This window comes from Pseudoalteromonas sp. MEBiC 03485 (assembly GCF_004195145.1).
GTDB lineage: Bacteria > Pseudomonadota > Gammaproteobacteria > Enterobacterales > Alteromonadaceae > Pseudoalteromonas > Pseudoalteromonas apostichopi.
Genome location: NZ_SGBT01000001.1, coordinates 3,351,765 through 3,365,306, shown reverse-complemented (window position 1 = coordinate 3,365,306; position 13,542 = coordinate 3,351,765). Strand labels below are relative to the sequence as shown.

Genomic DNA, 13,542 nt, shown 5'->3' with positions numbered 1-13,542 from the left:
TTATATCAATAGGTTAATTGCTAACGCAATAAAAACTAGTCCCGTGATCCGATCAATCCAAATTTGGGCTTGTGGATGTTCACGAAAATAACTGGCTATCTTATCGCCGAAATAAATATACGTGCAGTCGATTGGAAAAGCAAAAAGCGGGTAGAGTAATCCAAAGAAAGCGAGTTGAAATGTCGTTGAAGACAAGCTCGGATCGACGAACTGAGGAATAAAAGCAATAAAGAATAAGGCAACTTTCGGATTGAGTACCTCGGTCATCATGGCTTGAAACATCACATTTTGTTTTTTACTGGTGCTAACATGAGGCTTTTCGCTGCAGTCTGGTTCAGGCCCTGTGAAGGTATCCTTTAAGGTCATTATACCTAGGTAGCAAAGGTAGGCCGCGCCTAAATACTGAACTGTGGTATATGCTACCGTGGATGCTTTTAAAATTGCCGTTAAACCTACTACTGCCAAAATAGTATGCACCACACCACCTAAGGCAAAACCAAAGGCACTTTGCATTCCGGCTTTACGGCCATTTGCAAAGGTTTGCGCCATTAAAAATGCATTAGAAGGGCCGGGAGCTACGGCAATTAAAAAACTGGCGCCTAAAAACGACAGTAACGATTCTGGATTGATCATTGGCACAAAGTTAAAAAGCTAGGTATTTGATCTTAACAAGCTTTTAGAAAAAGAAAAAGCGGGCAATCAATGCCCGCTGATTTGGGTTGGGGAAAGTATTAGAACGTCACTGAGCTATTGTTTGAACAAACAGTTGTGCTTTGTGCTTCACATACTTGGTAAGTGTAAGTACCACCGCCTTTCGATGTGATAGTGTCAGTATAGCTGTTAGTGTTTGCCACTGAGCCTACCTTGCTACCATTACGGTATACATCAACTGTGCTTGTTGCTGCGCCATTCCAGCTTAAATCAACATACGCAGTGCCTTTTGATTTATAACCTGACGTAGAAAGGCTAATATCATCGCTACCAGGAGTTGTGCCGCCGCCATTATTGCCACCTGCACAGCCATTTGCCATTAGGTATGCATCTGCATCAGCGGCTTTGACAATACCGTGACCGAAGTAAACATCGTGACCAGAAGCGCCTTGGTCTTGTGCTGTCGCTTTTAAGGCATCACGAATTTCTGTCCCAGTACACTCAGGATGGTTTGACCAAACTAGTGCTGCAATACCAGATACAGCAGGCGTCGCCATTGATGTACCGCTCATGAAACCATAATCACTGGTACCAATTGCGATATCAATTGTTGTACTTGAAAGAAGTGCTGAACGGTCTTCAAGTGCTGCACCTACAGCAGGAATTGTTGTATCGTTAGTATCGCCTAATGTAGCGTATAACATGCCTGCTTCGTTATTAATGATAACAGCGCCGATACCACCTGAGTTTTCACAGTTATTCACTTTGTCATAGAACGAGATATTACCGCGGTCAATCATACAGATTTTGCCAGCTGCGCCAGAATCTACACTTTCAGCAGTACCCATGTAATAAGCCGTGCCTGATGCATTTCCTGAGTTCTCCATTGATGAAGTTGCAAAGCCCGCACCATCTGCTGCTAAGCTAGCCGAAGTGGCCATACCTGCAGGGTAAGTAGAAAGAGTATCAACACCACCTGCTGTTACTTCAACACAGATAGTTTCATCTGTAGTAGCGCGTTTACCACGACCAGACGTACAGCTAGGGAACTGCGAGAAATCTGCAATTTGGTTGTTCGCATCATTTGCACCTACCATCATTACTGATGGATAGCCTGCAGGGTATGAACGTACGTTATTACCATCATTACCTGCCGCAGCAACGACTAAGCCGCCTGCACTTGTGAAGTTAGCAAACGCGTTAGACTCGGTGCTATTTGAACCACCGCCACCTAGGCTCATGCTAATAATATTTGCACCTGCTTGAGAGCATAAGTCCGCTGCGTGTGCTAAATCTGAAGAGTAACCCCAGCCTTCAGCATTAAAGACTTTGATGATGTGCATTGCAACGCCAGGTGCCATACCAACCACACCTACATTATTATCTGCTGCGCCAATTGTTCCGGCGACGTGAGTACCATGAGGACCACCATTATCGAACCAGTTACCAGTACCACTGTCGTTGTCACCAGTAATATTACCCCAAATGAAATCAGGATTCGAAGCATCTAGACCTGAGTCAATTACACACACTTTCATGCCAGCATTTGCATCAAAAGTAACTTGGTCTGCTTGTGATTGGTAAACTGCGTAAGGGGTCAGCTGCTGCTGCATAGCATTACCCGCGTCATCGTTATAAAGCGCCATTGGCACACGTTTTTGGTCTTCTTCAATCAGTTTGATGTGAGGGTTGTTTAATAAGCCTTTCACGCTCGCTAGGTCATGACCTGAGAATTGCGCTGCAATGAAGCCATTACCATCAACTTTAATATCACCACCGAGCTTTTTAGCGAGTGCTTTAACTACGCCTTTTTTATTGTTGTCTACTTGGATGATGTAACGGTCATTTGCTGCGTTTGCAGTTCCTGCTGCACATAGTCCACTGATGATCAGTGCTAATGCTAATTTATTCTTTTTCATAATTCGTATCCCAAACATGTCATTTAGTTAACCAATTGTTAACGTGGGTAAGCAATAGTTTAATATGCGGTTGGGTACAAGAAAAATAATCCGCAAAAACGGAACAAATTATTCTAGAAAGGTGATTTTTATAACTGTGAGATATAAAAGGATGGCTAAATGGGCAAATGAAGTATAACGATTCTCATTTACCCATATTAGCTAAAAGTATGGTAAAACTTTTTTATGACAAGCGCTTATGTTTAAGTAATAAGTAAGTAAAAGGAGTGAGCATCAAAAAATGTACGCCAATTAATACAGGTGTCGTTAAATTTAAAAATTGCGTTATAAACACTAATAAACTTGCGCCACTCATTTGCATCAAGCCGATAAGTGCAGAAGCTGTGCCTGCTTGTTTAGGAAACATACTCAATGCACGACCTGCTGATGAGCCAAGTGTTAAGGCATAACCAAAAGCTGCCAAGAACATAGGAAACATTAAAGCTAAAACTGAATTTTGCTGACTAAAAGCCAGCATTATGCAGCCAGACAATACTAATAACATAAGTCCTGCTTTTAAGGCTCGTTTGGGCTGGCGCTTTATATATATGGGCATGACGAAGCTTGCAAAAATGCTCAGGGCGGCATTACAGGTAAACCAAAAAGTAAAGTCGGTGACACTGCCACCAAGCTCTGTGATTATCCAACCCGGAGCAAGGGTTACAAAGACTAAAATAGCGGACATAGTCACTAAACAAATTAAGCTATGAAATAGAAAGAGTGGTGTGGAGATAATAGGTATAAAGCGCCTTAAGTCGAGAATATGACCACTGTAAACACTGTCTTTAGGGCGGGTTTCTTTATAGAGAAACAAAACTATAAATAGGCCAACAAGTGCAAAACTGACCATGAATAAAAAGTTCATGCGCCAACCAAATTGTACGGTTAACCAAGCACCAAGAATAGGCGCAAGGGCAGGAATAAAGCAGACAATGCCATTTAAGTAAGTAATGATTTGTCCGCTACGCTCACTACCAAATTTGTCTCTAACTATTGCAAAAGCGACGACAAAAGTTGCGCATGCTCCTAAGCCTTGTAATGCTCTTGCTATCATTAAGGTGGTAAAGTCTGGCGCCAAATATGCCCAGAATGCAGCTAGCCCATAAATCGTAACACCGCTAATCGCAACAGGTTTACGGCCAAATTTATCTGCAAGTGGTCCCGCAATAAGCTGCCCAAGACCGACTGTAAGCAAAAAAATAGCCACGGTTTGCTGAAGTTGCTTTTCTGACGCATTCAATTGTTCAGCGATAGTAGGAAATGCTGGAAGATAAATATCAATACCTAATGGGCAAAAAATAACCAGAAGGCCGAGGATAAATAATAAACTGAGGTTTTTGTGCTGGCGTGACTGCATTCGCTCTCCTTTAAAACGGTATTTTATGTGCCCCTAAAGGAAAAGAAAAGCATTCACTTAGCTAAATATGTAATCATCAAAACTGCTAACAAAAATTTTCCATTTCGCTATCTGGTCTGATGTGTTAATTTCCATCTCACATCAAAAAATAATGGATAATCGTCTTGAGCTCAAAATCATCATTATTAAAAATCTGGACTCAATGTCAGTCACTGCCAAAAGGTAATTGGTTATTTAGTAAAGCTGTCTGTTTTAAAGCTCCTTATTTCGGCTCAATAAAGCCATTGATCACAGGTTTAACAGCAGGGCATTGCAGTGCAACCGTTAAAAACCGCCGAGCAATCCATAATCACATTGGTACTATCCATGCTATTGCCCAGTGTAATATAGCTGAGTTGTGCGCAGGTTTAATGGTCGATGCGACGGTGCCGGCAAAAACACACCGCTGGATCCCAAAAGGCATGACAGTGAATTATATAGCAAAAATTGACACAGACATGCGTGCAGTTGCAGATATAGAAGTACCGAGTGAGTGGTTAGAAAAGCAAGATTTGTTAGTACCGGTGAAGGTTTTTAACAGCCGCGATGAATTGGTGTTTACAGCAGATATCACAATGTATGTAACTGCTAAAAAGCGTTAAGACTTATCAGCGGCTTGTTTGTTTACAAACGACAAGTCGTTGTCATCATCGGGGAGTAATGATGAACTGGTTTGTTCTTCAGGCTTAATAGGCGCCACATTATCTTCTTCATGACGATGTTTTAAGCTGCCTTCAATGATTGCTCCCGCTTCAATGCTAAGGGTGTCATGAAATACGTCACCATGGACTTCTGCGGTGCTTTCAATTACCACTTGATTGGCGATGAGTGTTCCGAAGATTTTACCTTTGACAGTTACACTATCAGCCTCAATCACGCCTTCAATCACACCAGTATGACCAATCACTAGGTGTTTAACATGTAAATCACCATCGATCCGACCATCAAGTTGGACTTCACCTTGGCAAGTAAGGCTACCAGTTAAACGGACGTCTTCAGAAATAATTGAAGGAGTATGGTTGGTTCTTTTTAAAGATGAGCCAGACGAGCTAGCTGCTGGTTGCTTTTTTCTACCGAACACGAGAAAGGGCCTTTGTTATTTTAACTGGATTGACATGTTTGCCATTCACTAAAACTTCGTAATGTAAGTGCGTACTGGTGCTACGGCCAGTACTTCCCATTAAGCCAATGACATCATCTTTTGTTACCGTTTGGCCTTTTTTTACTTTAATTTTATTTAGGTGGCCAAAGCGAGTGATGAAACCATTTTTGTGTTGTAGTTCGATAAAATTACCATAACCACCATTACGACCAGCACGAAGAACCGTACCATTAGCGGGCGCAAAAATTTCGGTTTTATGCCAACCAGCTAAATCAACCCCTTTATGAAATGCACGACGACCATTCAATGGGTCTTTACGAAGGCCAAAACTGCTTGAAATGTAGTAATCGGCAGCAGGGAGCGTTTGTGGCAATTCACTCAGCAAACTTTCTAGGTTGTTTAATGCTAATAAGTTATCTGCAATCGCTAAAAATTCAGCAGGAATTTTTGATTCATCAAATAAATCGAGTGGACCACCTTGAGCTGTATCTGATCTTTCTAGTACCGAGGCATTGGCAAGGCTGCTATCAAGGCCTGCACCCTCTAATATGGCAACGATTTCTTGATGGCGAAGTTTTATTTGCTCATCCAATACCACAAAGCTGTTGTTATAAGCGGCATCAAGGCGCACTAAGCGTTCAGGAATACTTTCTAAGCGTTTAACTTGTTTTGGCTGCTGTTCACCTTCTAAAGGAGCATGAAATTCCTCAGAGTGTTCCTTAACAGGTAAAAGCAATGGCTCTGCATTAGTTGGTAGTGCAGGTTTGTTCATTGATTCTGGTAGCGACTCAATCATGCTTTGCAATAACGCTTGTTTTTGCTCAAGAATAGCCAACTGCTCTAATTGTTTTTCATAGGCAGCTTGTTGCTGGTAGCGTTGTTTTTGCCACTGTTGTTGTTTGCTGAGTTGGTTTTGTTCGATGCTGATGATTTGGTCGGCTTGTGACATGATCTGGAGCGTTGAAATACTTAACCAAGCAATAGCTGTTAAAATGACCAGAAGTGTTGTTAATTGTAACCAAGGCGCTAACACTAAGTGCTTTACTTCGCCATTTTGACGGATCAACAGCTGTCTAGCTGGAAAAATCGTGCGGTAAAAAGACTTAAGTTTAACTAACATGGCGTACAAAATTTAACTAATAACCGAGTTAAGATAGCAATCTGATTTAAAAAAGCCAGAAAAAAATTGTAACTCAAGAGAGAAATGGCAAATAAAAAAGGGCAAATAATGCCCTTAATACTTGTTTTTTAAATGAAAATAGCGAGTTATTTTCATTTGGCAGGTAGCACTGTACCCTCAACTGAACCAAAACCAATGCGTGCAAAACCGTCTTTTTCACACCAACCACGCATGATTACGTTGTCGCCATCTTCTAAGAAAGTACGTTGCTCGCCATTAGCAAGGGTGATTTTTTCTTTACCACCGCGTGATAGCTCTAACAATGAACCTGCTTCTTCGTGCTCTGGGCCTGATTGAGTGCCAGAACCTAACATGTCGCCAGGTTGGAAGTTACAGCCATTTACAGTGTGGTGAGTCACCATTTGCGCCACAGTCCAGTAAGAGTGTTTGAAGCTAGATTTAGATACTTGTGTTGGCGCTTCGCCAGCTGCACGCATCTTTTCAGTTTCGATTTGTACATCCATTTTGATATCGAATGCACCAAACTCACGGTTATGAGAAGACTCTAAATAGTCCATTGGTTGCGGGTCATTTTCATCACGTGTCCAGTTTGTTCTAAATGGCGCCAGTGCTTCTGTAGTAACAATCCAAGGAGATACAGTCGATGCGAAGTTTTTCGCAAGGAACGGACCAAGTGGTTGGTATTCCCATGCTTGTAAGTCACGTGCAGACCAGTCATTGAATACACAGAAACCAAATACGTGGTTTTCAGCATTCTCAATGGCAATTGCATCGCCTAATTCATTACCTTTACCAAGGTAAATACCTAATTCAAGTTCATAGTCTAGGCGTTTACAAGGGCCGAATGACGGTACTTCAGCATCTGGTGCTTTAGTTTGACCGTTAGGACGGTGGAACGTTTGACCTGATACATCAATTGACGATGAACGGCCATGATAACCAATTGGTACCCATTTGTAGTTAGGTAAAAGTGGGTTATCAGGGCGGAATAGGCTGCCTACTGCTGTTGCGTGGTAAATAGAGGTATAGAAGTCAGTGTAATCACCAATGCGACAAGGCAGCGCAAATTCGATATCTGCTTGAGCAGTAAGTGCTTCGCTTAATTGCGCTTGCTCACTGGCACCTTCACGTAATGCTTTTGATAACGCAAGACGAAGTGCTGACCAATATTGCTGACCAAGGCCCATAAATTCATTTAATGTAGCTTGGCTCGCTGCTTTAACGGCAACTTGTGCATCACCTGAGAATAAACCAAGGTCGTTTACTTTCGCTAAATCGATAACTTGATCACCAATTGCTACAGCGCCACGGAACGCTTCGTCTGAATTTTTACGACGTACTTCTGCAAAAGGAAGGTTTTGAATTGGGAAGTCACAGTTCGCTTCGTTAGCAGATGCAACCCAGCTTTTTAGATTAATATCGTGGGTTTCGTTAATTAGGCTCATACTCTTTCCTTATTTGTTCGCGCTGATGTGTTAGTTATCTATATGGAGGCAATCAACGCAATTTAAACAGTTAGTTTAAAACAGAATTTAAAACGACAAAAAGCAGCGTGTGAATATAGCCAAACCACACGCTGCTTTTTATTCATAATGATGATTTAGATTACACCACGACGCTCTTGATCTCGTTCGATTGATTCGAAAAGCGCTTGGAAGTTACCTTCACCGAAACCGCCGTCATCTACACGTTGGATCATCTCGATAAAGATTGGACCAAATAGGTTCTTCGAGAAGATTTGTAGTAGGTAACAATTTTCGCTTTGGCTATCTACTAGAATTTGATGCTTACGGATCTTCTCTTTGTCTTCTTTAACCCAAGGCACACGGTCAAAAATTGTATCGTAGTACTCAGGGATGATATCAAGCGTAGCAATCGTTGATTGGTCAAGCTTATCAAGTGAGCTTACTAGGTCATTAGTAAGGAATGCTAAATGTTGTACACCCGGACCATTGTACTCATTTAAGTACTCATCGATTTGGTTGTTGTTGTTATCTTTGCCTTCGTTGATTGGAATCGAGAAAGTACCGCATGGAGATTTAAGTGCGTAAGATAATAACGCTGTTTTTTGGCCTTTAATGTCGAAGTAACGTACTTCAGTAAAACCAAATACGTCTTTGTAGAAGTTAGCCCATGTTTCCATAGTGCCTTTATAAACGTTATTAGTTAAATGGTCGATACGGATGAAGCCTTTGTCTTCAACAATGTTTTGCTCACTTAAATCTTCGAAGTCTGACTCATAGATAGAACCTTTGTCACCAAATTGCTCGATGAAATAGATTAAGCTGTCGCCGATACCGTAGATAGCTGGGTAAGGTAAATCTTTGTGTGTTGAGTCTGTCGCAGGTTTTGCACCGCGCTCAACAGCAACATCGAATGCTTTTTGCGCATTTTCTACACGCCAACCCATAGAACAGATTGCTGGACCGTGGCTTTTAGCAAATTCAGCAGAGAAACCATCACGCTCATTATTTAGTAAGAAATGAATGTCATGTTGGTTGTAGTAAACAATGTCTTTACCTTTGAATTTTTTTAGCTTTGAAAAGCCAAAATCAGTAAACACTTTGTCCATGTAATCTGCATCAGGTGTTGCGTATTCAGTGAATTCAATGCCCATTAGGCCTAATGGATTATTTACTTCGCTCATTGTCATTACTCCCGCAATTATAAGCACTGCGCTAAAAAAGAATTATTGTTCTGTAATGAGCGGATGATTAACCAGAAATTCGATAAGGGGAAGATCCCAGCACTATTTAGCTAAAGCCTTCTTTGTAAATTAAATGGGACAATGATTTTAATTTCAGCAATTGCCCTAACAAAGGCAGTGAGTAAGCCACTAGGTTGACTAAAAGAGGTTAACCATCTTTATGGTTATCTATATGTATTTAATAGTAAATTTTAGCGTTTTTCAGGCAATAAAAAAGGCCTGAAACGGCCTTTTATATTAAGGCGATTGTATAGTTTAGTTTACGGTTTGGCGCGCTTTGTTAAAAAACTTGCTGCGTTGTTGTAACCAAGGGTTATTCATAATTTGTGGTGCAGCTTGATAATGACGCTCAACTACTTGGTTTAAGGTACGGGTTGATTGCGTAAAATTAAGTTGTTGCTGGGCAGCACCCATATTGGCAATCTCGGCATCAGTCATCGCACGACCTGCAAATAACAAGGCGTTTAAGTAACCCGGCTTAGTTTCGTAGTCATTATCGGTTAAAAGTAAGGCCGCATTGTTTATTGCCCAGCGCTCATTGATTTCACCTTCATCTTTAATACCAATTAGCTCGCCATCAAGATAAATTTTTAGTGCACCATTGTTTGGAGCAGCATAAAACACAAAAGCAATACGGTGCCAGCTGTTTGCTGTAAGCTCGCCAAAGTAACCGCTATCACTGGTGGCAATACCGATGGCGTTATCTCGGCTGACGTAAAGGTCTGCGTCATCACTATTAGTGATATCGGTTTGTAGTAATGAGCGCCACTCATTGGTGCTTTGTTCTGGCCACATAATATCCATCACTAAGGTGTAATCAGCGATAAGGCCTTCTGTTTGATAATCACCATTAGCAGCACTATTAACCGTTAAGGTTAAGCCTTGTGTTGGGCTATGACGAGCAAAGGACAACACGCCAGAGGCTCCACTTGGTAAATCAGTAATTTCAAGTTCAGTGGTGGTCGCAAATTGGCTATTCTCTGGCCCCCAGTTTTTGTCTTCAGGGTCATAAAAGCTGAGTGTTGCAGGGCCAAAGTCACTGCTAAACCCTTGCTCAGGATTATTAAAATTCCATACTGTGACTGCATCATCCGTTTTACACGCATTAAGCGTGTTATCGGTATCGAGATATAAACATTGGCTGGTGCGTGCTCGTGCGTAATTATCAAGCAGCCACCAACTTTCAGCGACCAATTGCGCTTCTAAGTTTGGCAGAGCTGGGAAGAATAATTCGCTATTAAGCGCTGGGCCTTTAAATAGAGCTACGTGGTAATTACTTGCATCATTAATGTTATCAGGCACTAAAGAGACCCATTCAGGTCGGCTTTCGAGCATGTTTTTTAATTGGCTGCCTGTCACCGCGACTTGATAAATTGAATTAAAGCCCGGGGTATTCGATGGTTGGCGTTCAACCTTAAACGCGGCATGGAAGTCTTCTTGGGTTAACGTTCCTGGTAGCCAGCGATCTTGTACTTGGCTTGCATCAAGCAAGGCCGCATCAATAGCAGGGAACTGCTGCATGGCAGCTTTGGCAGTAATCGTCGTGAGTTCTTCTGCAGTGGGGTAATTTTCTGAAACGGCAATTTCGGTATTTGCATCTGGGGCATAGCGACCCATGATTTCATCAATGGCGGCTTTAGTGCTTTCATCTCGGGTCGTAATGCTGGTTGTTGCTACGGTATTGTAATCAACATCCGCAAGTGTCTTGTCTTCAAGGTTAAAGGTTAAGGTAAGATCAGTTAGCCCTTGAGCAAAAAAGTTTGGCTGAATGACAATGCTGCCGTTATCTAAGGTTTGATAGCTTTCACCGCCATGGGTATGTCCACCAAGTACTAAATCAATTCCTGCAACATTTTGTGCAATACGGGTGTCAGTGCCTTCACCTAAGTGACTCACCATGACCATGTAATCAACATCTTGACGGTATTGGTTAACAATCTGCTCAGCCACTTCTTGCCACTGCCAATTCATTTTGAAATTAGCGATAAAATCAGGGATCGGTTCCTCTTCGATAGGATCATCAAGTTCATTCCAAGGCACTGAAGTCATACCAAAAAAGCCAATTCGAAGACAACCAACTTGGACAACTGAAAAATCGACACCGGCAAATGGCGTTTCGCTGCTACCATCATATTCGGTATTACTTGAAAGCACGATGGCATTATCGTCATCGGCAAAGTCCAGCAGTTGCTCAGGTCCCCACGCATAGTCGTGGTTACCAATCACTCGTACGTCAAAGGCCATAGCTTTTATTGCTTCGACTGTGGCTAACCCTTGTGAGGTTTGTTCAGCTACAGTGCCTTTTTCATAATCGTCACCGCCATTGGTGAATAAGGTGTTAGGGTTTTCAAGTTTTGCATTGTCGTAGTAACTGCGAATACGGCTGAATAATTGCTCTTTAAAGCCAAAGCGCGCGTGTAAATCAGCAACATGAATAAAGCGTACAGTTTGGTTACTGGCTGTGTCATTACATTGCTCGCCAATGGTTTTACTAACCGAAGGAATGGTGCGAGAAATTAAAGCAAAGCTACCAAATTCTGTGATAGCACTGACTGCAAATCCATCATCGCTTTGTTCAGTAGCGAGAGTTTGCCATTGCTCATCGACTAACTGCACTATGCTAAAGGCAAGGTTGGTTTGTTCATTTGGTAACTTAATCGCTAAACTTAATGGCTCAGCAAATATCAGGTTATTGGGGCGAAAGGTATGAATGCTCGAGACAATACCTTGCTCTATATCTGTGCTTGAAGCGCTTGTCTCAGTGTAAGTAAATGTGGTGTCTGTTGTAACCGTGTTACTTATTGCATTAAGTGTGACATCGCCCTGTGCAAATTCAGCCGATAAACCATTTTCAACAGAAATAATTAAACCAGACTGATCAGGAGCTGCTGCGACTTCTTTTGTTGTTTTATCGCCACCACATGCTGTCAGTAATAAGCTAGTCAGAATAATGACCAGTAGTTGAGTGTTAGAGCGCACTTACTCAGTTCCTTTGCCATACCAAATTAGTATAAGAATATAGTATCAGTTTTAAGGGCGCAGAGGGAATAGGGGAGAGAGAAATTCCCCGCAGCGGGCGCTACGGGGAATAAATATTATTGCTTTTCAGCTGTCACTTCTAGCTCTTCAGCTAGGATATGCTCAGTAGTTTGTGGCTCGTGTTGGCCTTCAGCACCGTGCATCCAAGCTACAAGTTTGTCGCTTAGTAAGTACATGATAACAGCAGAAAGAACCGCAGTTGCGCCTAAACCAATGAAGATACCCATCGCGTTGTCTAACGCTTCTTCACCTTCACCTAGGAATGAACCTACGAAACCTGCAATTTTGTTTGCAACGGCTGTACATAGGAACCAGATACCCATAAGCATTGAAGCTAAACGTAGTGGTGCAAGTTTACTCACCATAGATAAGCCAATTGGAGATAAACACAACTCACCTAGCGTGTGGAATAAGTAGAATAATACTAACCACATCATGCTGATTTGTAGGTGCTCACCTTGACCTTGTGTCATAAGCGCCAGGATCATAGTAATGAAACCAAGTGCTAAGAAAATAAGTGCAATAGCAAACTTAACTGGTGAATTTGGTTCACGTTTATCAAGCTTTAACCAAATAATGGCAACTAAAGGTGCAAATACAATGATGAAAATTGAGTTTAATGACTGGAACCAAGAAGCAGGCACTTCAAAACCAAGTAACATACGGTCAGTGTAATCGTTAGCGAAAAGGTTCATTAAACCACCCGCTTGTTCAAAGCCCATCCAGAAGATGATGCTGAATACACTCATAGTGAAGATAACTTTAATACGGTCAGTTTCAACTTTAGTTAATGGCTCTTTAGTATTTGATTCAGACTGCGCTTGAGAAAGCTTAGCTGAAGGTACAACACCGATGTTGCCTAAGTATTTGTTGCTTAATGCAAGCTGTAAAAGTACAGATAAAACCATACCTACACCAGCTACGATGAAACCCCATTGCCAGCCCATTGCTGCAGCAGCATAACCCGCAACTAGAGGACCTAATGCACCACCTAAGTTGATACCCATGTAAAAGATAGTAAATGCGCCATCACGACGTTGGTCACCTTCTTTATATAAATCGCCAACCATGGTTGAGATGTTTGGCTTGAATAAACCGTTACCAATACAAAGAAGGGTTAAACCAATATAGAATACGTTTTCTTCTTGGCCAGCTAAGTAGCTGTGCGGAATACCCATAGTGAAGTGGCCAGCAGCCATTAATAAACCACCAAGGATAATTGCTTTACGTTGCCCCAATACGTTATCGGCTAACCAACCACCAAACAGTGGTGTAATGTATACAGCCATTGTGAAGGTACCATAAAGGCTTAATGCGTCTGCATTTGACCAACCAAAACCACCTTCTTGAACAAGCGCTACTAAGTATAAAACTAAGATGGCGCGCATGCCGTAATAACCGAAACGTTCCCACATTTCTGTGCCGAACAACAGGAACAACCCTTTAGGATGCCCTAAAAAGTCACCTGCTTTTGGTAATGAACTCATATTTACTTCCTAACTCTAAGTTTTTATTTGAGGCCTTATTGTTTTTGCTTTGGTCGTTCTA

The 13,542-nt window shown here is 41.8% G+C and carries 10 protein-coding genes; 1 reads left to right on the top strand and 9 read right to left on the bottom strand.

Annotated features, from left to right (window positions below):
• From EVU92_RS15445 to EVU92_RS15435, 3 genes are all read right to left on the bottom strand, one after another.
• Entirely contained in the window at positions 1–633 is a 633-nt protein-coding gene (locus EVU92_RS15445) for a LysE family translocator (RefSeq protein ID WP_130051957.1), read from the bottom strand.
• A gap of 98 nt (positions 634–731) precedes the next feature.
• Entirely contained in the window at positions 732–2,570 is a 1,839-nt protein-coding gene (locus EVU92_RS15440; RefSeq protein WP_130051956.1) for a S8 family serine peptidase, read from the bottom strand.
• A 223-nt stretch (positions 2,571–2,793) separates the two neighbouring features.
• Positions 2,794–3,966: a multidrug effflux MFS transporter gene (locus EVU92_RS15435; RefSeq protein WP_130051955.1), complete on the bottom strand. Its 1,173-nt coding sequence runs from the start codon at positions 3,964–3,966 to the stop codon at positions 2,794–2,796.
• A 164-nt stretch (positions 3,967–4,130) separates the two neighbouring features.
• Between EVU92_RS15435 and EVU92_RS15430 the strand changes: the two genes are divergently transcribed.
• The gene (locus tag EVU92_RS15430) at positions 4,131–4,607 is read left to right on the top strand and encodes a hotdog fold domain-containing protein (RefSeq protein WP_130051954.1); all 477 of its coding nucleotides are present in this window, start codon (positions 4,131–4,133) and stop codon (positions 4,605–4,607) included.
• Here the strand turns inward: EVU92_RS15430 and EVU92_RS15425 are convergent.
• The 6 genes from EVU92_RS15425 to EVU92_RS15400 form a co-directional block, all read right to left on the bottom strand.
• Entirely contained in the window at positions 4,604–5,086 is a 483-nt protein-coding gene (locus tag EVU92_RS15425; protein ID WP_130051953.1) for a polymer-forming cytoskeletal protein, read from the bottom strand. The genes EVU92_RS15430 and EVU92_RS15425 overlap by 4 nt on opposite strands.
• Positions 5,076–6,227 carry a M23 family metallopeptidase gene (locus EVU92_RS15420; protein ID WP_130051952.1) on the bottom strand — a complete coding sequence of 384 codons (1,152 nt, stop codon included), beginning with the start codon at positions 6,225–6,227 and terminating at the stop codon, positions 5,076–5,078. The genes EVU92_RS15425 and EVU92_RS15420 overlap by 11 nt, the downstream gene beginning before the upstream one ends.
• 152 nt (positions 6,228–6,379) lie before the next feature.
• On the bottom strand, positions 6,380–7,693 hold the full coding sequence (gene fahA, locus EVU92_RS15415) for a fumarylacetoacetase (protein ID WP_130051951.1): 1,314 nt from the start codon (positions 7,691–7,693) through the stop codon (positions 6,380–6,382).
• A 155-nt stretch (positions 7,694–7,848) separates the two neighbouring features.
• Complete coding sequence (hppD, locus tag EVU92_RS15410; RefSeq protein WP_130051950.1) at positions 7,849–8,895, bottom strand: 4-hydroxyphenylpyruvate dioxygenase; 1,047 nt, start codon at positions 8,893–8,895, stop codon at positions 7,849–7,851.
• 315 nt (positions 8,896–9,210) lie between these two features.
• Complete coding sequence (locus EVU92_RS15405) at positions 9,211–11,934, bottom strand: metallophosphoesterase (protein ID WP_130051949.1); 2,724 nt, start codon at positions 11,932–11,934, stop codon at positions 9,211–9,213.
• 116 nt (positions 11,935–12,050) lie between these two features.
• Positions 12,051–13,481: a peptide MFS transporter gene (locus EVU92_RS15400; RefSeq protein WP_130051948.1), complete on the bottom strand. Its 1,431-nt coding sequence runs from the start codon at positions 13,479–13,481 to the stop codon at positions 12,051–12,053.
• Between the last annotated feature and the right edge of the window lie 61 nt (positions 13,482–13,542).

Excerpts from the sequence above, each read along its gene's own strand:
- EVU92_RS15445 (WP_130051957.1), bottom strand. The coding sequence starts at position 633 with ATGATCAATCCAGAATCGTTACTGTCGTTTTTAGGCGCCAGTTTTTTA.
- EVU92_RS15435 (WP_130051955.1), bottom strand. The coding sequence starts at position 3,966 with ATGCAGTCACGCCAGCACAAAAACCTCAGTTTATTATTTATCCTCGGC.
- EVU92_RS15440 (WP_130051956.1), bottom strand. The coding sequence starts at position 2,570 with ATGAAAAAGAATAAATTAGCATTAGCACTGATCATCAGTGGACTATGT.
- EVU92_RS15400 (WP_130051948.1), bottom strand. The coding sequence starts at position 13,481 with ATGAGTTCATTACCAAAAGCAGGTGACTTTTTAGGGCATCCTAAAGGG.
- EVU92_RS15420 (WP_130051952.1), bottom strand. The coding sequence starts at position 6,227 with ATGTTAGTTAAACTTAAGTCTTTTTACCGCACGATTTTTCCAGCTAGA.
- hppD (WP_130051950.1), bottom strand. The coding sequence starts at position 8,895 with ATGAGCGAAGTAAATAATCCATTAGGCCTAATGGGCATTGAATTCACT.
- fahA (WP_130051951.1), bottom strand. The coding sequence starts at position 7,693 with ATGAGCCTAATTAACGAAACCCACGATATTAATCTAAAAAGCTGGGTT.